A 25,827-nucleotide genomic window follows, 5' to 3' on the forward strand; every position below is an offset into this window, starting at 1 on the left:
TTCTCAACATATTATACCACAATGCAGGTGATTTTTACTGTTTCCAGAACTTATAAGTTTTTCATAGGCAAAATTGTTTGACCATTTAACAATACCAGATAGGTTTCAGTAACAGGTTTTTTTAGCGATTGTTGTAATGCTTCTTTATATAATCGTAATTGTCCTTGATATTGCTGTTGAATTTTCTCTTCATTATTTGCGTACACTGCATCTGTTTTGAAATCGTACAATATAATATAATCGTCTAATTCAATGTACCCATCAATGATCCCATGTACCAATAGTTCAGCACCGGGTTCTTCAAAATCTAAAAATACTGTCTGAGCATCTTTTAACATCGAAAATGGTTGTTCGCGATGAACGTTGTTAGCATGCTGAACTAAAGACTTTCCTAAATCAGTTTGATAAAACCAGACAATAGCATCAATATCAATTTTTTCTGCCACAGCTTTTTCTAAATAATTGTTTGTCACTAATTCAGTCAACTTATCTTGAATGCTCTCTTTGGTTGGTATTGCTGTTAAAGGTAATAGCTGCAGTAGCGTATGCGTCGCACTGCCAATTGCTGTTGGTTCAATTTTTTCTTTTTGCAAAAATTTGGGCTTAGCTAGTTCATCCGAAGCATAGCGGAAATGTTGTTTACGGCTTTGTTCAAACGTACTCTCCCAATCTAATTTGGCAATATCCTGTTCATCGGGATCATTATAGATTCGCTTCATCTCAGATACAGATTGATAGCTTGTTGTCATTGTTGATTTTTCTAAAGGATACGTAAATGCGAGACGACGTTGAAATTCGGCTGTTTCTTCACTCGCTTGTATCGCTAATTGCTCTGGTTTAATTGGTTCTGCCAAAACTTTGGGTAGTTGCTCCAAAAGCTCTGCTTGGTTCCACCAGTGAATTTGGAAGTTCGCATCATGACGGACAGTTCGAACGGCATCAATGTTGTCATAAACTTTTTGCATATCAGGATGCCGCATTAAGGTTAAGCCAATCCAGTTCATCAAGTTGCCTTTCCCACTTAAACGTAAAGATGAATCAAGAACTAGATTTTCTTGGGTTAAGGCTCGACTCCAATTCTTAAAAGCATCTTCTTTCGTTTTATAAGAACCAACTAGATACAATTTTTGCTCCGCACGAGTAAAGGCAACATACAATTTACGCATTTCTTCTGACAATGCTTTTTGAATTCGTACTTGCTTAATTGCTTGGTAAGGTAACGTATCAAAACGAATCCGTTCTTCATTGATAAACTGAATACCTGCACCTAATCGTTCCTCAAAAATATACCGGGAATTAAAATCTTGATAATTAAATTGCTTCGTTGTATCCAATAAGAAAACAATCGGAAACTCTAATCCTTTACTGGCATGAACCGTCATTACTCTCACAGCATCTTCAGTTGAAATAGCTAAAGGTTCTGCTAAATCTTTGTCTTTTTCCTGCATTTTTTCAATAAATCGGATAAATTGATATAACCCTCTGAAACTACTTTGTTCATAACTTTCTGCGCGGTTAGCTAAAGCAACTAAATTAGCATAACGTTGACGTCCAGATGGCAATCCAATCACATAATCCAGATAGGCCGTCTCTTCATAAATTGACCAAATAAGTTCTGAAAGTGAACGGCGACGTGCCATTTCACGCCAGACATCCAATTGTGCAAGAAATTTTTGGACTTGTTGCGCTAATTCAGTGTCTTTTACTGCATACAATTGCACAGCTTCTAGATAGTCTCCATTTTTTTTCATTAAACGGATTTCCGCTAATTCTTCTTCATTTAAACCTACAATTGGCGACCTTAAAACAGCGACTAGCGGAATATCTTGATACGGATTGTCAATAATTTGCAAAAGGGCAATCATTGTTTGGACTTCAGTCGCTTGAAAATAATTTTGAGCATCATTTACTTCTAATGGAATATCAAATTTTTTAAAAATATCCATGATAACTAAATTATTTTTACGAGTTGGGGTTAACAATACAATATCCTTATAGCTAACAGGGCGCTTAGCTTTCATTTTTTTATCGTAAATTTCAAATTGTTGCTGAATTAATTCTTTGACTTTTAAGGCAACAAGATGTAATTCACCTTCTGTTTTATCATCCACAACATCTGCGTCTTCTTCAACACCTTTTTCAAATAACAACAGCTCTGTTTGAAATTGGTTGCTTTCTGGAAACGCTGGGAAACCAGGAATCAATTTTGCCGCATCATCATAAGGAATTTGTCCTACTTCTTCATCCATTAATTGTTGGAAAACTAAATTTGTAAACTGCAACACCTCTGAACGTGAGCGGAAATTTTCAGCTAAAACGATACGACGTCCACCCTCGGCTTTTTCAAAAGCCAAATATTTATCAATAAATAAAGTTGGATCAGCTAAGCGAAAAGCATAGATGGATTGTTTGACATCCCCTACCATGAACATATTTCCTTGAGTATCGTCAGGTTCACGTACCCAGTATAAAATAGCTTCTTGTAGACGATTGACATCTTGGTATTCATCTACTAATACTTCTTCAAATTTTTGTCGATAATAAGCTGATGCCTCGCTACCTTGGCCTTCACCTCGTAAAATCGCCAAAGTAAAATGCTCTAAATCATTAAAATCTAATACACCTTTATCCAATTTTCTTTGCTGGAAATTTTCCATAAAACGTTGAGTTAAATTGCCCATTTCTTCCACAATTGGACGTGCTTGTTCCATTAATGCCAACATTTCTTCTGGCGCATACGCAAAAAATTGTTTAACCGATTCTACTAATTCTTTGGCTGTTTGTCGTTGAATTTTTACTGGTTCTGATAATTCTTTTTGTTCTTCTTTACGAAACGCAGGATAACGCCCAAACGACAAGCCTTCAATTTGTGCATAGGCTAAATCTAAGGTATCTTCTTGAAAATAACTTAATAACCGTTGCGCTTGTGCTAATTCATCAGCTACTAATGTTGCAGCTTTTTCAATAAGTGCATCAATTTGCGCAAGTTGTAACCCAATTTCTAAACGCTGAATTGCCGCTTCTAAAGTATGAATAATCGCAGGTTTTAATTGACTTTTATACAGCTGATTTTGTGTTAAACCATCTTCTGTTTGATAATTGTCTGCTAAATTTGTCAACCATTTGGTTGGATTTGGGTTTGCACGAGCAAATGTATAGAGTGACATCACTAGATCAGTCACACCTTCATCAGAACGATCACTTGAAAAGTTTTCCGTCAACCGATAAAATGATTCATCTTTTGCTTCATAACAAGCATCACGCAATTCTTCCCATACCTCTTCTTTTAATAAAATGCTTTCCGTTTCATCTGTCAACATTCGAAACACTGGATCTAAATCAATTAAAAAATAAAAACGGCGAATAACCGTTAAACAAAATGCATGTAACGTAGAAATATTCGCCATAGGTAACAGTGTCAATTGTCTGACAAAATGTTTTCTTTTTTCGCTGTCACTTTCTTTATTTACAGCGTCTTGTAAGGCTACTTGAATACGTTCTTTCATTTCTCTAGCAGCTGCTTCAGTAAAAGTAACAATCAATAACTCATCGATATTGCTCCCGCTTTTTAATTTTTCAATCACTCGGCGAACTAACACAGTGGTTTTACCTGACCCTGCTGAAGCAGAAATCAATAGATTATCCCCTTTATCAAAAATGGATTGCCATTGCGTATCGGTAAAAGTTTCGTTGCTAGGTTTCAAAGGGATCTTAATCATTTTCTTCCTCCCTCATTCGTTCAATAATTTCTTCTTTTGACAATTGTTTCATACGATGATACTCATTTTCTTGTAACATCACATCAAACGTGCAAATACTGCGAAACGGGCAATGCTGACATGCACGTTTTTTATCTTTCATTTTATAAGATGGATTTAACGCAATTTCTCCTGAAAGAATTCGATTACCACCATCAATCATTTTTTTTCGATTATGTTGAATCAGATAATTGATTTCTTCTTCTGTATAAAATTTGTCTTTACTTTGAGTAATTTTTTGGATTGTTTCATTTTTATCTTTACGAATTGGAAATAATGCTGAGTTTTTTGATTTCGTTAATGTCTCATCATAGATTGGAAAAACTTCTGCATCGTCAACAAATAAGCCATCATATTTGTATTGCTTTAATCGTTCGTCATCGGTAGCTTTTTGATGATCCATGACTGGATTATGCACATGAAAATAATAGGCTCCGGCAATTTTAGCGTCATCTCTACCAATTAATTCTACCGCATCAGTTAAAGCAACATCTAAATACGTCACTAATTGCATTGCCAATCCATAATATGCTTCCGTTAAATCAAATTCACGACTGCTAGATTTATAATCCACAACAGATAACCATGGTTGTCCGTCAACAATCGCTGTATCAATTCGATCAATTTTTCCTCGTAAATGTAATTGTCCACCAGAATTCAACGGTAATTGTAACCCAGGAATTCCACGTTTCCCTGCAATTTGACCAAATAATACTTCGGTTTGTACAGGAGACAATTGTGTTTTTTCTCCCTGCTTATGCAACGCCCAGGTCACACGTTGAATTGTTTTGCTTAATTGATGACGAATAAAATTCATTCGTGCAGAACGATTCAACAAATTGTAACGAATTTCTCCAAAAATTTCTTTTAACACATGATCCACAAAATGATCCCGTTCTGTGGCAGTCAGTTGACTTAGTGAAATATTTTCTTCAATTAAAAAAGTTAAAAAACGATCTAATGCATCATGGAAAAATTCTCCTGTAATAGCCGGATTTAATCCGTAAATATCTCGTTCATTCAAACGTAAACCATAATCAACAAAATAGCGATATTCACATTGATAAAAAGTCTCCATGCGTGAAATTGAACTATGAATTTCTGTCCCATACAAAGCAAGTGCCGTTTCTTGCGGTAAAGAAACTGGGACATTGCGATGACTTTGACTAGCAAATACCCGTTCTGCTAATTGTTTATTCTCACCACGTAATTGTTTTTCCATCCAACGCCAAACATTTGGTAAATTGATTTTTACGTCTTGCGTTTGACGATATAAGCTATTTAATTGGCGAATTAAACTTCGATACGTTCCAACATAATACGCTGGATTGCTTTCTAACGTTAAACTTTGTCGGTTTTGTAACTCAATTCCTGTCCCCTCAACTAAACGAACCAAATAAGGAGACATTTTAATATTCTGTTGCGTATCATGATTAGCTGCGTACGTCATATAGAGCTTATCAGAAGCCGATAACAATACATTATATGCAACAAAAGGTTCATTTCGTAACGTCTCACCTACATGGTCGCGTAAATATTGATCTTCTTTTAACACAGCATTTAGCTGAGCCCGTTCTTCGCTCGAAAGTAAGGTTTTATTTTCAATTTTTCTAGGAAACGTAGTCTCATCCAGACCGATGGCAAACGTAATTTTAGCTTGCATGGGTCTTGCCAAATCTAATGGATTAATTTTTACTTGATCAATCGCTGTAGGAATTTTACCAAATGTCAAATTAGCTAATCCACTAGATAAAATTTCTTCAAACAAGTCAAAATTAAACGCATCTTCACCATAAATTTCAGAGAATTCATCTAATAAATCCATTAAAGATGACCATGTTTGCTCATGATTACGAGCTTGTTCAAGGTGACCCCGTTCAATTTCTTGATTGCGCCAATGGATGAGTTGTTCCTCAATCCCCTGTTGAATTAAAAATTGATAAAAAATCTCAAGCGCTTCATATGTCGTTTTAGCAGCTTTAATTTTTTTAAAGAAAGCTGCAATATCACGACGAAAAGCTCGGCGAATTTGATTTGTTTGCTCTTCAACCGAGACTGTGTCTGCTAATTGTTTCTCTTCAAAATTGTATTCAATTAACTGCCAGTCCTCCGCTTTCAACCAATCATTCCCTTGGAAGTGATGGGATAACGCCTTATTTTCAGTAATGTCTACAGCATGACGAAATTGGTTTCGTGCTTGCTGCCAGTCTTCACTTCCTACTCGCATCTCTTGAGGAATATACAGTTCTGTTCGTAAAAATCGAAAAATATCAGACAAACGATAATAATACTTATCCAAAGCAAACAATGCATGAATAAACTCTACTAAGGGATGTTGCTCCATTTTACGGTCTTCATCTAAATAATACGGTATTGCTAATTCATCAAAAACAATAGGAATTAATGAATAATAAATCTCTGGGTTTAATGTGACTAATTGGATATCACGATAACGAATCGGTTGAGGACTCTCTGCTGAAGCAGCAACTAATCGGCGAATCTCCACTCCGATTTGGCGCAGTTCTTCTTCAGGCGTTTCTGCTTTCCAAATTTCTAAAAAACTTTTTAAAGTTTTTTTGCTTGTAATAATTATTTCATTTGTTCGCCAATAATTTTCTATTACTGAGTAACCAGTCGCTTCTTCTAATAAAATAGCTTTTTTATCAAACAGCACTGGTATTTGATACATTTGAGCAAAGTTTTTTAAAAGACTATACGTTTGTTGTGCTTCAAAAAACAAGTCCATTGCGTCTGATTCTTTATGGACATTATCAATATATATATCTACACAAAGATGACTTTGTTGCATTAACACTTGTAATAATGCTTGTTCTTGTGCTGAAAAATTTGCAAAGCCACTAACGATAAAAAGACTTTTCTTTAAATTAGGCAAGTCTGTATTTGAAGAGAATTCACCACTATGAGTTAAATAGCGTGTTAACATCGGTATCGGCTGTTCAATTTGTAGTTGGCGCTGAAGCAATTCTTCTTCATAAACAGTAAAAATTAATTGAACTTCTTTCATTTTCAATTCAAAATCTGTATTCTCACTACCAAATTGTAACTCTTCTGCATGAATATTCCCTAATTGAAATTCTTTATATAACTCAATTAATTGCGAAATAAATCCAGACTTATTAATTTCCCCTCGAAAAATCGTCAATTGCTCTGTCAATGATTCTAATACCTTCCGCATAATCATTGCAGAGCCAACTTCAGAAATCATTGTCCCACCAAACTGACCAGTCCGTTGTAAGAAATACCATGCTAATCGATTAAAACTATAGACTTGTCCACGAATAGAAGTAAATTCTTCTACATGTTGTTGTCTCTTCAATTGTGAAAGTAATTCTTGTTCACGTTCAAATTTATTATAGTTAGGCACTAGAAAAAAAACATCTTGTTGCGGATTAGCTAACCATTCACTTGCAATATCAATAATTGCTTGCTGATGATTGGTATTGCCACCGCCTGTTATAAATTGCAAGCTCAAGTGAGTCCCTCCTTTGTTCTATTGATAGTATTGTAACAATTATTCTTAAGATATTGTATATAAACAAACTTGTTTCTCATTAAATTATACTTTATCATATTTTAACATACATCTCTTTTTAATCAAACGTACGTTCGCTAATATACTAATAAATAAATTTTTTTATAAAAAGTTTAAGCAAATTTATTTACTAACTTTTAGTAAGATGATATAGTAACTCTTGTAATTAAGAAAACAAAGGTGGAATATAACATGACAAACTTTTTAAACGCATTACAAAATCGTCGTTCAATCTATGCAATCGGACGTAACGTTTCTTTATCTGAAACAGAAATTGAAGAATTAATCAAAGACGCTGTAAAAGCTAGCCCAAGTGCTTTTAACGCTCAATCAACACGTGCAGTTATTTTATTTGGTGACGCACATGAAAAATTATGGGATTTAACAGAAGCTGCTTTAGAACCATTAACTCCAGCAGAAGCTTTTGAAGGAACAAAACAAAAATTAGCTAGCTTCAAAGCTGGTTTCGGTACAGTTTTATTCTTCTACAATCAAGATACAGTAACAAACTTACAAGAACAATTTGCTTTATATGCTGATAACTTCCCAGTATGGGCAGAACAATCAAACGGAATTGCTACTGCAAATACTTGGACAGTATTAGCAGAAGCTGGTATTGGCGCTAGTCTTCAACATTACAATCCAGTAATTGATGAAGCTGTTGCAAAAGAATGGAACATTCCTGCTAACTGGAAATTACGTTCTCAATTAGTATTCGGTTCAAAAGAAGCTGAAGCTGGTGAAAAAGAATATTTAGCTGACGAAGAACGTTTCCGCGTTTTTAAATAATAATAAAAAGAGCTAGTGGTGATAGACCGCTAGCTCTTTTCATCTTGCGTAATAACGTCAATAGGTGTCCCCTCTTTTAAATTCTTCTTTAAAAAATTCGCAATTTCTTCGATTGAAGCACTAAATTTCATTAAAGGTCCTCGTAATCCTCGCTTAAAAAAATTAATCCGTACCACTTTTTCTTTAGTATCTTGAAATAAAACAACTCGATCAATTTCTGTAAATTTAATTCCTCGATTATCTAGTGAGTGAGTAACAAAACGATCTTCTGTCATTCCGCGTCCATTAATCAAATAACTCAAAATCAATAAAGCAGCAAATAACCCTCTAATTTTTTCGTCAAGTGTTTCTGCAAAAAATTGCGAAACAGCAATAAATCCTGCAACTGCTAATGGTGCCACAATTGAAAATATGGACTTACGCTTTGCTACAAATACTAATTCTTTTTTCAATAAAAATAAATAAGCATATAATATTATGGTAAAAGCACCAAATAATCCTGTAAATATATCCATTATATTCTCCTAGTCTTTTCTTTTAGTTTAACAGAGGTTAAGAAACTCTACCAAATGAATTTCCTTAATTTTAGCAAATAATTTTCTATTTTAACAAAACTTCGCTAAAATAAAGAAAACAAAGAAAATGAGGTGGCATTATGAATAAAATTATTCAACAGTTTCAAAGATATGCCTTATTACGTAGCGTGCTTTATATTTTAACGGGTGGATTCGCCATTATGTATCCAAAGCAATTCACTCAAGGCATCATTTATTTAGTCGCGGGTTATATCGCAATTTTAGGAATAAGTAATCTTTGGAATGCCTATCAAGAAAAACGACGTTCAGGATATGTTGGTTTTGAGATGATTGTTGGCGTGTTGTTTTTAGTAGCCGCAGCAGCTGTATTGGCTCTTGCTAAACCAATTTTTACCATTCTGACTGTTTTCTTAGGAATTTTGATAGTTCTAAACGGTCTTTTACGAATTGTTCAAGGATTTAATTTGAAAAGTCTAAACCAAGGTTACTGGCCATGGCTCTTATATGGTGCATTGTTAGTCGTGGGTGGATTATTATTAATGTTTAATGCAGTTGCTAGCATTATGACTCTTTTTGGCAGCCTGTTAATTTTTATGGGTATCTCCGAAATTATTGGTTATATCCAGATCAAACGGAACCTATCTTAAAAACAACATTGAAATAATGTGGAAATTTTCTAATAAATATAGTATATTTAGCTTACATCATAAACACAGGAGGTTATTTCATGAAAAAAATTTATCAAGAACAATCACATCCTAATGATGTCCCTGTGATTTTTTCTTATGATGCTGCTGGCCAAATCACTGGTAAACTTTCAGTGAATGAATGGAAAAAGCAAAAACAACAGGCAAAATTACTTGAAGAATTAGAAATTAAACTATATCGTGAAGCTATTACGTATTATAGCAATAATGAGCTAGAAAAAGCTGAAGATTTATTGCTGTATTTAATTGCTTGTACAGATTACACTCATTATGAATACGTTGAACGATTAGCTAATATTTACCGTAAGCAACAACGCTTTACTAAAGAAAAAGATTTGTTAATTATTACGCGTAAAAATATTGGTTCTGTTGAATTTTCTGAAGGTATTGTTCGACGAATCAATAAACGTATGAAAAAATTAGATGAAACTTCTTTCTCTGGATTACCTATTTTTAACTAAACGAGAAACACATATCTCTATGGTATGTGTTTTTTTACGCTTTTTTTAAAAAAATACCTTATTTGTTTATTAAAGAAAGCGTTTTATGTTAAGATTTAAGTAACATATTTACATGCCACATTTTAGGAGGGAGACGATGAAGAAAAAAGTAACTGGTGGCTTTTCATTAAGCCCCCCATTAAAAGCATTGAAAAAGAAATTAGAAATCCATCAACAAACTGTTTCTGTCTTTGAACCCAATATGGTTTTTATACCTCTATCTCAACATATTGGTGCACCTGCTCAACCAATTGTTAACCCTGGTGATTACGTTAAACAAGGGCAAGTCATTGGTGAATCTGATGCGTTTGTATCTGCAAAGGTTCATGCTAGTGTATCTGGTAAAGTCTTAGATATTACCGAATGGCCGAATCAAAATAATCAGACCACGCAAACCATTGTCATTGAAAATGATTTTAACTATGACAATGATTTCCTTTCAACCCCTTTTTCTTGGGAAGAAGCTTCGAATGATTTAATTAAGAAAAAAATTCAACAAGCTGGCATCGCAGGTAAAGGCGGTGCAACGTTCCCAACACATGTCAAATTTGCAATCGATGATACCAAAAAAATTGATACATTAATTTTAAATGGTGCAGAATGTGAGCCCTTTTTAAGTAGCGATGCTTTATTAATGGAACAAGCTGCTTCAAAAATTATTGAAGGTGCTCTAATTGCCCGTAAATTACTTCATGATCCTTTAATTATTATTGGAATTGAAGACGATAAACCTCTTGCTATTGCTGCTATGAAAAAAACAACCACCTCTTATCCTTTTATTCAAGTCAAAGTATTACCAACTGTTTATCCAACAGGAGGAGAAAAACAATTAGTCGAAGTTCTTTTAGACAGAGAAGTCCCTTTAGGAAAATTAACTGCTGACATTGGCGTCGTCTTAATGAACGTTGCCACTAGCTTTGCACTATATGAGGCAGTTTGCTGGAATAAACCGTTAATTAACCGCTACACTACGGTGACTGGAGACGTTCAACAGCCACAGGTTATTCAAAGTCCAATTGGCACCTTAGCTGGTGAATTAATTGATTTTGCAGGTGGCTTCCAAGGCGCACCTAGTAAAGTTATTCTAGGTGGACCAATGATGGGTAGAACAGTGACTACTTTACGCGTGCCAACAACCAAGGGGAGCAACGGAATTTTGGTTTTTAATGAAGACAATGACTGGTTATTCACTGAAAACCCTTGTATTCGTTGTAACAAATGCGTGGAGGCTTGTCCGATGCGCCTGATGCCTTTGAGTATTGATCAATATTTTAGAGCCGGTGACTATGACAAATGTGATGAATTATTAGCAGAAGCCTGCATCAGTTGTGGCGCCTGTACGTTTGTTTGTCCTGCTAGACGTAACTTGGCGGCTACTATTACTGAAGCAAAAAATAAAGTTAGCGCCTTGAAAAAGGAGGCGTTGCAAAATGCCTGATTATTATCAAGAATCTGAAAGTGAAAAGCTTTTTCAACAAACATCAAAATTTCCAAAAACCCAACCAAATCCGCATATCCGCGGAAATCAAGAAACTCAAACTATCATGTTAATGGTTATTTTAGCTCTATTGCCCGCTATCTTGTTCTCTGGATATCTTTTTGGTTGGACTGTCTATTTAAATTATTTACTCGCCATGTTGACAGGTATTTGTGTCGAATTTCTTTGGTTTAAATGGATTAAGCGTAGGTATCAATGGGATTATAGTGCCGTTTTAACAGCTTTATTACTCGGAATGAATTTGCCCCCTTCTGCTCCATGGTATTTTCCAATCATTGGCACGACTTTTGCCATTATCGTTATTAAAGAATTTTTTGGAGGATTAGGGTACAACTTTATCAACCCAGCATTAGGAGGACGAGCTTTTTTAGTGGCTCTTTTCTATCAACAAATGTTCACAATTAGTTGGCCTGATCCGCCGTTTAATAAACTTTCACCACAACCATTCGATCCCACAATTGATACCTTGTCAGGAGCAACTCCTTTAGCCGTTATGCGAGCTGGGGAAACACTTTCTTTAGACGAGCTAAATGCAGCCTTCTTTGGTTTTATCGGAGGCCGCGCAGGAGAAACAAGTGCATTTCTTCTTTTATTAGGTGGCATTTTTCTAATATACAAAAAAATTATTGGTTTTCACATTCCATCGATTGTTTTAGGGACGATTGGACTTGGCGCATTTATTTTAGGACCTACTGGTTTATTTACTGGTTCTTGGCAAAATATCATCGGACATATCATCAGTGGTGGCGCCATTTTAGGAGCGTTTTTTATGGCAACCGACTATGCTTCGACCCCATCAACCAAAATGGGCGAAATAATCTTTGCTTTTGGCGTAGGTCTCCTAGTAGTTGTTTTCAGATTCTTTGGATTGACGAATGAAGGCGTCAGTTATGGTATCTTAATTATGAACTGTTTTACGCCAGCAATTGATCGCCTACTGCGTTTACGTGTATTAGGTGAAGGAAAACAAAGTCCCTTTAATTTAAAAATAAATGCGTAAGGAGGGTTGTTAGATGATTATTGCTAACCGTTTAGTTTTTTTTCTTGCAGTGTTAATCACTTTTTATGTTTGTGAAAAATATCCATCAACTATGCAAAAGAAACAGCCTCTTATTATTAAGCGTATCCTTTACGTCGCAAGTTTAATTAGTTTCAGCTATATAATTAGTGGTATTCTTTTTGAGACCTTCATTCCTTATATACACTATGGTAATACACCAATTACACAGTCAATTACTGTCGCAAGCTTTAGTTTAATCATCACCTATCTAAGCTTTTTTGCCCCTAAACATCAAAAATTTTTGAATACTGAGTTAAAGAAAATGATGATTGTTGTGCAACTATTATTATCCCTTTCAACCTTTACACTCATCGATCCACACTATTTAATTAAGGAAGTCATTATTTACGGCTGTATGTATTTGTTTTTTGTTGTTTGTTTTGCAGGTGTTAAAGATCGAATGAGTATTGCGCCTATTCCGGAATTTATTAAAGGATTACCGCTTGATTTGTTGACCCTCTTTTTATTTTTATTAAGTTTTTCATTCCTAAATGGAGTCTTTTTCGATCAACTATTTTAAAAAAAAGGAACGTCAATAGCTGACGTTCCTTTTCGTTTATTTTATAAATGCACGTACGATATAAAAAATTCCAGTTAACATTAAGTAGAAACCTACTAAAAATGATAAAGTTAGCATTGAAACAATTGGATCAAAAAATAAAGAAATTCCAATAAAAATTCCAATAATATTTAAAATCAGAGAAAACCAATAATAAGCCGTACTTACTAAACGCACTTCATTTAATGTGACTAAATTACGTATCGAATCAATCACAAACCATAACGCAAAGACGTAAGCAAGAGCCATTACTCCTACATACAGGTTAAACATTAAAACAATTCCCAAAATCACCTCTAAAATTCCTAAAGTTAATAAAGCTGTTGCTTTAAACCCTGTGAATTGTTTTACTCTGTTGCGGATAAAAATGCTAGTAAGACCATTAATAATTGCTGTAATAGCTAAATAAATAACAAGTGCTTTTAGGCTACTACCTGGGTTTTGGAAAGCCATTAATGAGACAACAACAAATATAATCCCTAAAATTAAGCTACTCCAATCAAAACGTTTTTCTTCATACATCATGCTTCGCTCCTTAAAATTAATAGTTAAAAAGAAGAATCTCTCTCCTTTTCTATCCTACTATTTTTTTGTTTTTTTGGTCAAAGCTTATCCAAAGAAGTTAAAATGCTATAAGATTTTAATTCGCTTTTCTAATAATAAGGTAGTTTAAAAAAAACGATTAATCACTGGAAATGTCCATTTTTTGGTAAATGTTTGCGGTACATACTGGGTTTCATAGCTTCCTTCTTGATTTTCCGCATATAAGGTTTGACTTGCTAGATAATGGCTGACGGTTCCTTGATAAATTAATTGAGGGTTTAAAGAAGCAACTAAATCATCTGGTGTAACGAGATAAATTGGTTTATGAAATTCTACCCTGCCACTCTCTTGTAAAATATAGGCTAAAAATTGTGAACAAAAAAGGCGTTCTCGCGTTCCCACTCTTGACGTAACGCAATTCCTATTAAACCTATAAAATTATAACGATAATCAGTTCGGTTTAGTTCAAATTCCGTGATCTTTTCTTGCATCCGTTCAAAGTGTTCTTCAGACATTTCTAAATGATACACCTGACAACGGGAACGTAAGAAAAAATCCTGATATAAATTTTCCTTAACAAAACCACCCTTAAATGGATTATTAACTTTTTCACGACCAAAACTGTAAACATTATCTAATTGTTTATCTAAAGCAATAGATGAATGATTGTAATTTTTTCTAGTAAATATTTTAATGCAGTTAGTCAATACTGTTCCAGTATCTGTTAATACAATATATACACTTTTCATTTCGTTTCTCCTTCTCAACAAAAAAAGGCTTGTGCCCTTCTGCACTTCATTATAGCACATAAAAACAGCTTTTCTCATACTTTTCTCATAAGACTAAAGACTGATTTTAAAGAAAAAAGAGACTGTGACATCAGCCTCTTTCATAGTATCTATAGATGACTCTGCAATCCCGTAGGTTCTCGGCGTAAATCCATCGTCACTCAGTTGATATAGTTCAGATATTTTTTACTTGTGTCATTCCTCTTTTGAAAGGTTTATTCAATTTCCATGCCAAGGACTTTATTAATTCTTTCTCATTTTCAGTGATTTTTTCATTGCTATAAATCGATTGTTCATAATGAGAAGTTAATAATACGAATTCACCATTTAAGCTTGAGAATGCTTCTTCGGCTTGTTCTGCATATTGTTGCAATGGTTGTTCTTTAGGACGTGGAAGTTGTCTCTCTAATTTAGCTAATAGTAATGGGTACGTTTTTAAAAGCGGTTGCTTACTTATCCTCAATAATAATAAGATAAGTACATAAAAATGCCAATACCAAATCGTAATCAACACGATAGCTAACAATAACCATTTTAGCCAATTCCAAATCGGTCCAAAACGAAATGCTTGGTTATTTTGTTCAGCTTCGACAGACTCTACAGTCGTTTCTTGTTCGCTACTTGTAGAAATGCTTGTTGAAGACTCACTTGTTTCTATACTTTCTGAACTCGTCGTTTCAGTTGTTTCTACCAATTCTTCTGTCAAAGGCTGACTAAAAGAAGGCGTGGGTTCAAATGGTAACCAGCCATAACCTTCGAAATACACTTCTACCCAAGAATGAGCATCTTGATTTCGAACAGTATAGGTCTGGTAAGTTTCATTGGTTTCTGTTACGGTTCCTGGAGCGAATCCTTTCACCCAACGAGTAGGAATTCCCACGCTTCTCAGTAAAACAGACATTGCTGTTGAAAAGTTATCACAATAACCAACTTGCGAGTCAAATAAGAAATGATCCACATAATCTTGATTTTCTGGTGGGACCTTTGCATCTAATTTTGAATATCGGAAGTCAGACGAGGTTTTTAAATACTCTTGAACAGCCATTACTTTGTCAAACATCGTTTCTTGATTAGCAACCAACTCATTCGCTAAATCACGAACTCTTTGGGGTAACTGTTCGGGTAATTGCAAATAGTCAATCGTATTCGTTGGTAAACTTATGGAAACTTCAGATAACTCTGCTGCAGAGTAATTTAAATCTTGCCAATCAATACGTACACTGTTACCTAATAAATCGACACGATCACTTTCCTCATACAGATAAAAAGTTGTTTGCCCTGAAGTTAATTGAATTTGTTTTTCTCCATAAGGTAACGGCAAATATTGATTATTATTACGATTCTGAAAAGTTAGATTAATCGTTTCATTTTCAGCCAATTCTCCTTGATAATCACGTGCCGAGACGGCTATTTCGGAAGCATATAATAAACTTTGACGAGTTACGTTTTCTTCAGATGGCTCCCAGCCTTTTCCTGTATAGATATTTTTACTATCTACTCGCCAATAATGTGCCTGCTGTTGATCTGCTTCAAATAAAATCGTTCGATCATCTAGTAAGGGACCGCCTAATGACGTGTCATCTTCACTAAAGCCAGTCCGTGATAAACCATTTCCCGGACCATTTCCTTGTCCATTTTGTTCAAAATAACGATAAAATCCTTGCTCATTCAATTGATTTCTAATGGAAGAACTCACTTCTAGCAAACGATTCTCTAATTGAGTTTTAGGAAGCGTTACAGCACTCAAAAATAGAAGACCAATCACCATTGTTCCAAGAATGATTGCTTGACGGTCTTTTAAATAAACAACAAGCCGAAAGAATAATGCGTTACATAAAACGAACAAAATAACTAGACTTAAATCTAAATGATTGTAGATAACTAAGAGTAATAAATACCCTACGACAATTAGCGTACTCAAATAAATACGCATATACTCAATTTGCAATTCAATTAGTAAAATCATCAATAATAAAATGATGGTTAATGCAATGGCTGGTGGAATAAAAGAAATTTCACCGCTAGAAAATCCCAAATAATTTTCTTTTAAGGTTTGTACAAAAAGGCTAACCCATTCTTTAGAAAAAGTCTGTCCAAGTGGCATAAAAAGATATGCTGCACCACTTCCAGCTAGACAATACACAGGAAACTTTAACCAACGATAAGGAATAATTCCCGCAATCAAACAAAACAGTCCTACTATCATGCCCGCTAATGGATAATTACCTAAGCGATAAATCGATAAGAACTGAATAAAAAAAAGAAAAAAAGTAATAAATGTTAGCAACATGGGGACCAGTTTTTCTTTTAGCTGCTGAATCATAAGGCCACCTCAATTCCTAACGTTTTCATTAACTCTTTATAAGTATAGACAGTAACTTGATTATCTTGTTGCAAGGAAGCAATTTGTTGTTCTAAATCCTCAGAATATTTGGGTGTAAAAAGAAAAATTCTCTTTTGATGAAAATCTGGCAAAGATTGAGATGCTTTTAACGGCTGAATCAGTGCATATTGCCTTAAGTCATTTTCAGCAAAAGCATCTGATTTTTTTCCTAACAATACGGCTGGTATTTGAGGAAATTGTCGCTGCAAGGAATAGAATACACTCAACATCTCTTCAAAATAAAAACTATCTTGTCCATAAAAGATAAAAATCCATTCAGAAGTTTGAAATTGTTGGTATTCTCGATAAATTAATTCCTGTTGACGGCTTGATGCCTTCCAATCAATTTGTTTCAAAGCATCTCCTGCTCTATAAGGACGATAATTTTTCACCGTAAAACTTGGTTCACCATAAGAACTCCGTTGCAATATCTGTTGGAAATAAGAAATGGCTGTTTCGGCTGAATTTGAAAACTCTGGTAACACAAAACTTGTCATGTTCAATTCGAGAGTTTTCTTTTTTTGAAACCAACCAAAAAAATCTCGACTGATTACTTGAACAGGCAGTTTTTGATAATATCCTCGTTGTTCAGGTGACCAACTAACCTGCACGTTTTTTTGAGTATTAAAAAAATAAAAGAAAATAGACTGTTTAAAAAAGACACTAGATATTTCGGTTTGAAATAAAATTAATGGATATTGTCTTCGTTTGGTGATTTCTAACGTAAGTTCTGCCTGTTCTCCTAGATGTATCATAAGTTGTTCACTAGTAGTTAATTGTAACCTTCGTAAAGAGCCTAATATGCTTATCAATTCAATAAGGATAAGTAAGCTAGCAAATAACAACAAAGTCCAGCCCGTTTCATTGGTAAAAATCAACGCATAAATCACAATGAAAAAATAAGCCAAACTTAACATCAACGCATTACCCCAGTTTTTGATTTGTTTCATTCACTCACCTCCGAATAGGTACCGGAACACGTTCAATAATTTGCTGTAATATCGCGATTCTTTCTTCTTCACTGTTTCGATTTTTTAATTGAATGCGATGACCAAAAACAGCTGGTAAAATCTTTTGCAAGTCTTCAGGAATGACATATTGCCGGCCTTCCGTTAAGGCATATGCTTTCGCTCCACGAATAAAAGCGACACTTCCTCGCGGGCTAACTCCTAATGTCACACCTTGATGATTACGACTCGCTTGAATTAATTGCAACGCATATTTTGCAACATTTTCTTGAATGAAAACAGTATCGACTAATGCTTTCAAGTCATCCACTTCTTGTTCTGTCAAAATACGACGGATATTCGGCTCTTGCTGTTTACCAGTCATTAAAGTTAACTCATCTTGAAAAGACGGATAACCTATTTTTAAACGAAATAAAAAGCGATCAAGTTGCGCTTCGGGTAATGGATAAGTTCCCTCATATTCAATCGGATTTTGAGTCGCTAAAACAAAAAAATGGGGCGACAAAGTATACGTTTGATTATCAATGGTCACTTTTCCTTCTGACATTGCTTCTAATAAAGCGGCTTGTGTACGTGGACTGGTGCGATTAATTTCATCAGCTAACAAAACTGTAGTAAAAATAGGGCCTTGGCGAAACTCAAACTGATTGGTTTGGCTATTAAAAATAGAGACCCCTAAAATATCACTGGGAAATAAATCAGGAGTAAATTGAATTCGAGAAAATTTCCCATGAATAGCCTGAGCTAAGGTTTTAATCATTAATGTTTTTCCTACTCCTGGAATATCTTCAAATAAAACATGTCCACCAGCTAATAAAGAAGCGATGGTTAACTGGATAACTTCTCGTTTCCCTAAGATAACCTTTTCAACCTCGGCAATTAATTCAGGTATTTTTTTCGTTAATTCTTCGCTCATCTTCTTCCTCCTTTTAACTAAACTTAATGATTTCTGAATTTTCTTGCTATTTTTTATAAAAAATGAGAGAAAAATCAGGACGATTTCTCTCTCGTTTTTTTACAAACCGATTTCGCTGCGTACAATATCCGCAATCTTATCGACATAATAATTTACTTTTTCATCTGTTGGCGCTTCAGCCATGACACGCAATAATGGTTCTGTTCCTGAAGGTCGAACCAAAATACGACCTTCGCCATTCATTTCTGCTTCGGCTTCATCAATGACTGCTTTGATTGCAGGGACGTCCATCGCACCATTTTTATTTGAGACACGAATATTCACTAATTTTTGTGGATAAATGGTGACTTCATCAGCTAATTCTGATAGTTTTTTGCCTGTTTGTTTCATGATACTCAATAATTGAATCCCAGATAACATCCCGTCACCTGTCGTATTAAAGTCCAAGAAGACCATATGTCCAGATTGTTCGCCACCGAAATTGTAATCATTTTTACGCATTTCTTCAACAACATAACGATCTCCAACTTGTGTAATGACATCTTTTAAGCCGATTTCTTCGACTGCTTTATGGAAACCTAAGTTACTCATGACAGTTGTGACAATCGTGTCTTGTTTCAATCGTTTTTGTTGTGCCAAATATTTCGCACAAATATACATGATTTTATCTCCGTCTACGATTTGTCCACGTTCATCTACTGCAATGATGCGATCACCGTCACCGTCAAATGCTAAACCAGCATCTGCGCCTTTTTCAACAACAAATTCTGCTAGTTTCTCTGGATGCGTAGAGCCAACGCCATCATTGATATTTAATCCATTTGGTGATGTGCCCATTGTATAGAAATCTGTTTCTAAATCAGCGAACAAACGGTTGACAGAAGTTGCCGTTGCTCCGTTAGCCGCATCGATACAAACAGTTAAGCCAGATAAATCGCCACTAATTGTTTGTTGCAAAAATTGTGAATATTTCAATAAGCCTTCTGGAAATTCTTCTACCGTTCCTAAGCCTTCTGCTGAAGGACGTGGTAAAGTGTCTTCCGCTGCATCTAACAACGCTTCAATTTCCGCTTCTTGTTCATCGACTAATTTAAACCCGTCATTTCCAAAGAATTTAATCCCATTGTCTTGTGCTGGATTGTGGGAAGCTGAAATCATAACTCCGGCACTAGCTTTTTGAATACGAGTTAAATACGCTACGCCTGGTGTTGAAATAACTCCCAATTGGAATACTTCAATCCCAACTGACAAGAGTCCTGCCACTAAAGCACTCTCTAATAGTTGTCCAGAAATACGCGTGTCACGTCCTACAAGAACACGAGGACGTTGATCACCTGTTTCGTGTTGACTTAATACATAACCGCCACAACGTCCTAATTTAAATGCTAACTCTGGTGTTAATTCTTTATTGGCTTCGCCGCGAACACCATCCGTACCAAAATATTTTCCCATAATTATTGTTCCTCTCCCATTGTCTCTTGTTCTTCAATTACTGAAGATGATTCTCGAGTACTTTCTTCTATTGTTTCTTCACTAAAATTTGAAGTCATTTCCGGTTCGTTTGAAGAAATTATTGCTTCAGTAGATGGCACTGATTCATCAGAAGTTTGCGGTACAGACTGTTCCACTTCTGTAGTTTCTTCTTGGCTATCTTCAGTTTCTGTAGTGACACTCGATGAATTTGTTGAACTACTTTCTTCTGTAAATACCGGTGAGATTTCTACCGTCACTTGTTTCGGTGTTGCTACAACGCCTTCTTCAGTTGGAATAGTCACTACTTTCTTTGTACTTTTTTCCACATCAGATACATCTACAGGAACACCAATACTTTCAATTGTATCTAACAGCTCTTGTGATCCAGAAATTATTGCTTGTGTAGGGTTTACTAAAAAATCAAAATGTGAAATGCCTGTTGGTGGCGTTCCTTGTTGGGCAGCATATAAACTAACCGATTTTTCTGGCACAGACACTTGTAAACTAACATCTACTGTTTGAGGGTTAATCTCTGTTTGTAAAATTTCACCATTCTTATCTACAGCATAAACTGCCGCTTGAATAGTTTGATTATTCGTTGCATCTTCTAACGCATCTACATCAGCTACAATTTTGGCAATATCTTTCAGTGTTTGTTCACCCGTCGTTACAGTTACTTCACTTGGCTCAGAAACTATTTTATCTAATTGAAAGCCATCTTGCAAATTTTCTTCTGAATAATTGATTTCAACAGGAAATTTTTTCGTGACTTTCTTTTCGATTGTGACTGTAAAAATTCTAGATTCAATTTTACCTGTCACACTATTACTCATATCTTGGATTTCCAATAAGACATCATGTGTTCCAACATCTAAATCTGTTAAGTCAGCTACTACGCGAAAATTTCGTGTATCATCGTTTTTTTCAGCATTGAGTTGTACGCGATTCACACTAGACAGTTTCACATCGACAGTTGGCTGATATCCTTGAATAAAATATTTGTCTGAATCATAGATTGTTTGGATTGGTACATCAGTCACCGTCTCTTCATAAGCGCTAGGTGTAATTAAACTGCTTTGAAGGCTCGATCCATTAGCATTAAAAAATAATACTAAGCTAAACAACAAAGCTAACAACCCATACATGATGTTGCTTTTTCTCTGCTTAGTAAACATCACTTGCCTCCTTTATTCAATCTGTTCAATTCATCTAAAATTGTCTGAAAAATATTTTTCTTTTCTTTTGGTTTTTCTTCCAAAATAAAAGCTTCATTTAACATTTTCAAATAGTCTTCTTGACTTAAATCTGAATATAGTCGGTTATTCAAAGTAATACTCACATTTCCAGTCTCTTCCGAAACAATAATTGTTAACGCATCACTGACTTCAGAAACACCCAATGCTGCTCGATGTCTTGTACCAAATTCTTTTGGCAATAATACACTGTCTGACAGTGGCAAATACGCACATGAAACAGAAATTTTCCCATCACGTATAATGACCGCCCCATCATGCAGAGGTGTATTCGGGATAAAAATATTTATCAATAATTCACCTGTAATATCTGCATCTAACGGAATTCCCGTTTCGATATATTCTTCTAATCCTGTATTCCGTTCAATCGTAATTAATGCCCCAATTTTTCGTTTTGACATATACTGAATTGCTTTATCAAAAGCTTTAATCATCTCTTCATCTTTATTGCTTTCATTTTTTGAAGGTGTAAAGAAAGTCGTCCGACCTAAATGTTCCAATCCTCGTCGAATTTCTGGTTGAAAAATAACAATTGCCGCAATCACTCCATAAGTGATTACTTGATCCATCAACCACGACAACGTGTGTAATCCAATCAATTCAGCTAAGAACCGAATTGCGATAAACATCGCTACTCCTTTAAATAATTGAATAGCTTTCGTCCCACGCACCAGTTGGATTAATTTATATACAATATACCAAACAACAATAATGTCTAATACATTTATTAAAAAAGGTAATGAAAATACATCAATAGATAACAATTGTCTCCAATATTCTAAGTTAAATAATTCGCCAATATTAAGTTTCATACTAACAGCCTTCCTTTATTCTAAGACTCGTTCTTCTATTAGTATAGCATAGGTTTTTTTCTGGTGGCGACAAAAAAAGCTCTTCTTTGAAAATTTTTGAAAACTTTCCGAGTAAATTCAAAACAGACGACTTTTCAATCACACAAAAATTCGTTACACTATACTTCAAAGGGAGGAATTTCCATGGATATTTCAGTGATTAAAACGAATAAAACCAACAAAGACAATGGTATTTTTATTGGTGATTTGGCACCTAAACAATTATTAGAATTTATTAATGTTCGTTGCCCGTATTGTAAAAAATGGTTTGAAGAATCTCGTGAACTTTTAAATGAAGCAGTGAATGCCAACAAAATACAACGGATTATTAAATTAATCGACCGACCAAAAGAATCACTTCAACGAGGAAATGTGATGCATCGTTTCGTAACAACAGACCATGCGCAACAAACGCTGGCAGATTTAACGAAAATTTTTGCTACCCAAGCACAATGGGGAAATTTATCTTTAGAAGAAGTTGCTGAATTTGCTAAAAATGAGCTTCATTTATCCGAACATAATCATTTAGAATATGCTCAAAAATTAGTTGAAGAAACAGAACAAGCAACGATCAAATTTGTTCCTACAATTGTTATCGGCGACCATATTTTTGATGAAAATATTGATCAAGAGACCTTAACAGGTTATATCGATTAAATAGTTTAACTAACTGAAACGCCCCTCAAAATTAACTTTTGAGGGGCGTTTCAAAGCTACTTCATTCTTTTAATTTGTATCCTCACGTAAGCGATCCGCAAATTCATTAATTTTACGAATCCGATGATTAATGCCAGATTTAGAAATCACACCTGAAGGAATCATCTCACCTAATTCTTTAAGGCTCACTTCAGGGTGTTCCAAACGTAGTTCAGCAATTTCTTGCAATTTTTCCGGTAACGATTGTAATCCAACACGATCCTCAATATATTGAATATTTTCGATTTGTTTTGATGCCGCATCAATAGTTTTGTTCATATTTGCTGTCTCACAATTCACTAACCGATTGACTGAATTACGCATATCTCTAACAATACGAACATCTTCAAATTTTAGCATCGAATTTGTAGCACCAATTAATGTTAAGAAATCAGCAATATGTTCGGCTCCTTTCAGATACGAAATATATCCATTACGTCTTTCTAGCGTACGTGCATTTAAACCATAATAATTTAACATACTACAAATATCTTGATTGTGTTCTTCATAAATCGAATAAATCTCTAAATGGTAACGACTTGTCTCTGGATTATTAATAGAACCAGACGCCATAAATGCGCCCCTTAAATATGAGCGCATTTTTTGAGCATTCCCCATAATTTCTCCTGAAACATGACTATGAAACATTAATCCGTCCATTATTCCTAAATCATCTAAAACAGCTCTTGTTTCTTGTTTCAAACGAACGATATAGACGTTATTTTTCTTTAATTTCATTTTTCGACGAACCAATAACTCACTACGCACATCATAGTGATCTTTGAGTAGAGAATAAATTCGACGAGCAATCGCAGCATTTTCTGTTTGAACATTCAAAATAATTTGTTGGTTTGATAAACTAATCGAACCATTCATACGAATCAACGCTGCTAATTCAGCTCTTGCATGTTCGCGATGAACTTCTAAACTCGTCAGTTCTTTTTTTACATCTGCTGCAAAAGACATCTTATCCTTCTCCTCTCTCTAATTTTTTATTTTTGCGCCATACACAATTCGCAGTAGCTCTTGTACGACTTTTTCTCCATCATGAAATACACCATTATCTCTTAATTCTAAAAAATCAGTAGAGACAACACGGCAATTTTCTTCGCGTAGCCCATTAAAATCATGCTTCACTTGTACTAAATACTCATCGTACGTTTCTGTATCCATGTATCCTTCTGGTACAGGCTCGGTATTTACTAGGACAGTATCAACAAAAGGGGCTTTTAAATGTTGATGCAACACTCGCACGTGATCGGCATCTGTAAAATGTTCTGTCTCTCCTTTTTGCGTCATGATATTACAAATATAGACCGTCTCCGCAGTCGTTTTAAGAATAGCTCGGCCGATTTCAGAAATCATTAAATTCGGTAAAATACTGGTAAACAAACTACCTGGACCTAACACAATCATATCCGCTTCCAAGATAGATGTAACAACTTTACGTGCTGCTTTAGGTTCATCATCATTTGCATGATTACGCACATAAACATGGTCGATTGTTTTACGATCTACAGCAATCTTAGATTCACCTACAGCAGTGGTACCATCTTTAAACACAGCATGTAAGACAAGCGGTTCATCAGAAGAAGGATAAACTCGCGCATCAACATGCATCATTTTCGTTAATAGTTGAACGGCTTCATACGTACTGCCACGCATTTCAGACATTGCGGCTATAATCAAATTTCCCAAAGCGTGATTGGCCAGAAATTTATCTTCTTTGTTAAAACGATATTGAAAAATATCCGAATATAGTTTGGGCATGTCTGATAAAGCTACCAAAACGTTTCGTAAATCGCCCGGTGGTGTCATGGTAGTTACTGAATCACGTAATTGGCCACTACTTCCACCATCATCAGCTACAGTCACAACTGCTGTAATATCTACACCTTGATTGCGCAAACTCTTTAAGATTACCGGTAAACCAGTACCACCACCAACTACAACAATCTTCGGTTTTCTGATACGGTAAGTTTTCATTTTCATGAGCGATTCACCGTTTCTTTTCGTTTATCTTTATCGCGATGCGTGATATTTACTTTATATTCTTCAGATAGAGCTTTTCCAACACGTTCGGTTAAAGCTACAGAACGATGTTGTCCTCCTGTACAGCCAATAGCAATCGTTAAACTGCTTTTTCCTTCTTTCACATATCCAGGCATAATAGTTTTCAATAAACTCAAAAATTGTTGATAAAACGCTTCTGTTTCATCAAAAGACATTACATATTCATACACTGGTGTATCCATTCCTGTTAATGGGCGTAACTCACTAATGTAATGCGGGTTAGGTAGAAAACGGACATCCATCGCGATATCAGCATCGATTGGTAAGCCATATTTAAACCCAAACGAAACCATTTCAATCCGGAACCCATGATCTTGAGAATGACGAAATTCTTGATTGATTTTCTCACGTAATTGACGTGGTGTTAAATTTGTTGTATCGATAACAATAGAGGCACGTGTCTTTAGATCCTCTAAGATGGCACGTTCTTTACGAATACCTTCTGTAACTAAACCATCCATCGCAAGTGGATGCGTACGTCGGGTTTCTTTATAACGTGAGACTAATTCATTATTTGAAGCATCTAAAAATAATACGCGCGTATCAATAAAAGCGGTATTTTCAATATCTATTAACATACTTTGAATTTCTTCAAAGAATGAACGTGAGCGTAAATCAACAACTAAAGCAATTTTCGTCACTTTTCCAGATTCTTTAATTAATTCCCAGAATTTAGGGATTAAGCTTGGAGGCATATTATCAATACAGAAATACCCCATATCTTCGAAACTTTGGATTGCGACGGTTTTTCCAGCACCACTCATTCCTGTAATAATAACTAATTCTAAACTTTCTACCATCGTTTTTTGCTCCTCTCATCTATTGCATCTATGTGCAATTCAATGTTTACATTCCATTATATCATTCCGGGCGTATCATTGCGAATTTTTATTATTTTATTCACAGAAAAAAAGCCATCTAGA

The 25,827-nt window shown here is 35.0% G+C and carries 22 protein-coding genes; 7 read left to right on the top strand and 15 right to left on the bottom strand.

The genetic code is table 11. The annotated features are described in order from the left end of the window. Nucleotides 1-50: 50 nt before the first annotated feature. On the bottom strand, nt 51-3,719 hold the full coding sequence (gene addA, locus DOK78_RS11130) for a helicase-exonuclease AddAB subunit AddA (protein WP_207940292.1): 3,669 nt from the start codon (nt 3,717-3,719) through the stop codon (nt 51-53). Next, the gene (locus DOK78_RS11135) at nt 3,712-7,251 is read right to left on the bottom strand and encodes a PD-(D/E)XK nuclease family protein (protein ID WP_207940291.1); all 3,540 of its coding nucleotides are present in this window, start codon (nt 7,249-7,251) and stop codon (nt 3,712-3,714) included. The genes addA and DOK78_RS11135 overlap by 8 nt, the downstream gene beginning before the upstream one ends. A gap of 252 nt (nt 7,252-7,503) precedes the next feature. Between DOK78_RS11135 and DOK78_RS11140 the strand changes: the two genes are divergently transcribed. Further along, nucleotides 7,504-8,100, top strand: a complete 597-nt coding sequence (locus DOK78_RS11140; protein ID WP_207940290.1) for a nitroreductase family protein — start codon at nt 7,504-7,506, stop codon at nt 8,098-8,100. A gap of 29 nt (nt 8,101-8,129) precedes the next feature. Here the strand turns inward: DOK78_RS11140 and DOK78_RS11145 are convergent, their stop codons facing one another. Then, the gene (locus tag DOK78_RS11145; protein ID WP_207940289.1) at nt 8,130-8,615 is read right to left on the bottom strand and encodes a hypothetical protein; all 486 of its coding nucleotides are present in this window, start codon (nt 8,613-8,615) and stop codon (nt 8,130-8,132) included. A 140-nt stretch (nt 8,616-8,755) separates the two neighbouring features. Between DOK78_RS11145 and DOK78_RS11150 the strand changes: the two genes are divergently transcribed. From DOK78_RS11150 to DOK78_RS11170, 5 genes are all read left to right on the top strand, one after another. After that, complete coding sequence (locus DOK78_RS11150) at nt 8,756-9,283, top strand: HdeD family acid-resistance protein (protein ID WP_207940288.1); 528 nt, start codon at nt 8,756-8,758, stop codon at nt 9,281-9,283. An 80-nt stretch (nt 9,284-9,363) separates the two neighbouring features. Beyond that, nucleotides 9,364-9,804 (top strand): hypothetical protein, encoded by a 441-nt coding sequence (locus DOK78_RS11155; protein ID WP_207940287.1) that lies wholly within the window; start codon nt 9,364-9,366, stop codon nt 9,802-9,804. 136 nt (nt 9,805-9,940) lie between these two features. Then, nucleotides 9,941-11,281: an electron transport complex subunit RsxC gene (rsxC, locus tag DOK78_RS11160; protein ID WP_207940286.1), complete on the top strand. Its 1,341-nt coding sequence runs from the start codon at nt 9,941-9,943 to the stop codon at nt 11,279-11,281. Further along, entirely contained in the window at nt 11,274-12,341 is a 1,068-nt protein-coding gene (locus DOK78_RS11165) for an RnfABCDGE type electron transport complex subunit D (protein WP_207940285.1), read from the top strand. Before rsxC ends, DOK78_RS11165 begins: the two co-directional genes overlap by 8 nt. Nucleotides 12,342-12,354: 13 nt before the next feature. Then, the gene (locus tag DOK78_RS11170; protein ID WP_207940284.1) at nt 12,355-12,921 is read left to right on the top strand and encodes a hypothetical protein; all 567 of its coding nucleotides are present in this window, start codon (nt 12,355-12,357) and stop codon (nt 12,919-12,921) included. 36 nt (nt 12,922-12,957) lie between these two features. Here the strand turns inward: DOK78_RS11170 and DOK78_RS11175 are convergent, their stop codons facing one another. The 9 genes from DOK78_RS11175 to cdaA form a co-directional block, all read right to left on the bottom strand. After that, nucleotides 12,958-13,482 (bottom strand): HdeD family acid-resistance protein, encoded by a 525-nt coding sequence (locus DOK78_RS11175; protein WP_207940283.1) that lies wholly within the window; start codon nt 13,480-13,482, stop codon nt 12,958-12,960. Nucleotides 13,483-13,629: 147 nt separating this feature from the next. Beyond that, nucleotides 13,630-13,905 (bottom strand): hypothetical protein, encoded by a 276-nt coding sequence (locus tag DOK78_RS11180; RefSeq protein WP_339076177.1) that lies wholly within the window; start codon nt 13,903-13,905, stop codon nt 13,630-13,632. Continuing rightward, nucleotides 13,866-14,252 carry a hypothetical protein gene (locus DOK78_RS11185; RefSeq protein WP_339076179.1) on the bottom strand — a complete coding sequence of 129 codons (387 nt, stop codon included), beginning with the start codon at nt 14,250-14,252 and terminating at the stop codon, nt 13,866-13,868. The genes DOK78_RS11180 and DOK78_RS11185 overlap by 40 nt, the downstream gene beginning before the upstream one ends. Before the next feature lie 214 nt (nt 14,253-14,466). Then, nucleotides 14,467-16,614, bottom strand: coding sequence for a DUF4129 domain-containing transglutaminase family protein (locus DOK78_RS11190; protein ID WP_207940281.1), 2,148 nt, complete (start codon nt 16,612-16,614; stop codon nt 14,467-14,469). Continuing rightward, nucleotides 16,611-17,624: a DUF58 domain-containing protein gene (locus DOK78_RS11195; protein ID WP_207940280.1), complete on the bottom strand. Its 1,014-nt coding sequence runs from the start codon at nt 17,622-17,624 to the stop codon at nt 16,611-16,613. Before DOK78_RS11195 ends, DOK78_RS11190 begins: the two co-directional genes overlap by 4 nt. 4 nt (nt 17,625-17,628) lie before the next feature. Then, on the bottom strand, nt 17,629-18,558 hold the full coding sequence (locus DOK78_RS11200; RefSeq protein WP_207940279.1) for an AAA family ATPase: 930 nt from the start codon (nt 18,556-18,558) through the stop codon (nt 17,629-17,631). A gap of 99 nt (nt 18,559-18,657) precedes the next feature. Continuing rightward, nucleotides 18,658-20,010 (bottom strand): phosphoglucosamine mutase, encoded by a 1,353-nt coding sequence (gene glmM, locus DOK78_RS11205; RefSeq protein WP_207940278.1) that lies wholly within the window; start codon nt 20,008-20,010, stop codon nt 18,658-18,660. Between the two features lie 2 nt (nt 20,011-20,012). Beyond that, nucleotides 20,013-21,206 (bottom strand): CdaR family protein, encoded by a 1,194-nt coding sequence (locus DOK78_RS11210; protein WP_207940277.1) that lies wholly within the window; start codon nt 21,204-21,206, stop codon nt 20,013-20,015. After that, complete coding sequence (gene cdaA / locus DOK78_RS11215) at nt 21,206-22,096, bottom strand: diadenylate cyclase CdaA (protein WP_207940276.1); 891 nt, start codon at nt 22,094-22,096, stop codon at nt 21,206-21,208. Before cdaA ends, DOK78_RS11210 begins: the two co-directional genes overlap by 1 nt. Nucleotides 22,097-22,279: 183 nt before the next feature. Here cdaA and DOK78_RS11220 point away from each other — a divergent pair, with 183 nt between their 5' ends. Further along, entirely contained in the window at nt 22,280-22,792 is a 513-nt protein-coding gene (locus DOK78_RS11220; protein ID WP_207940275.1) for a thioredoxin domain-containing protein, read from the top strand. Between the two features lie 69 nt (nt 22,793-22,861). Here the strand turns inward: DOK78_RS11220 and whiA are convergent, their stop codons facing one another. The 3 genes from whiA to rapZ are packed head-to-tail and all read right to left on the bottom strand — an operon-like array spanning nt 22,862 to nt 25,704. Further along, nucleotides 22,862-23,797 (bottom strand): DNA-binding protein WhiA, encoded by a 936-nt coding sequence (gene whiA / locus DOK78_RS11225; RefSeq protein ID WP_207940274.1) that lies wholly within the window; start codon nt 23,795-23,797, stop codon nt 22,862-22,864. Between the two features lie 18 nt (nt 23,798-23,815). Continuing rightward, nucleotides 23,816-24,823, bottom strand: a complete 1,008-nt coding sequence (locus DOK78_RS11230; protein WP_207940273.1) for a gluconeogenesis factor YvcK family protein — start codon at nt 24,821-24,823, stop codon at nt 23,816-23,818. Next, on the bottom strand, nt 24,820-25,704 hold the full coding sequence (rapZ, locus tag DOK78_RS11235; RefSeq protein ID WP_207940272.1) for an RNase adapter RapZ: 885 nt from the start codon (nt 25,702-25,704) through the stop codon (nt 24,820-24,822). The genes DOK78_RS11230 and rapZ overlap by 4 nt, the downstream gene beginning before the upstream one ends. Nucleotides 25,705-25,827: the final 123 nt, after the last annotated feature.

The organism is Enterococcus sp. DIV2402 (assembly GCF_017426705.2).
Classification (GTDB): Bacteria; Bacillota; Bacilli; order Lactobacillales; family Enterococcaceae; genus Enterococcus_F; species Enterococcus_F lowellii.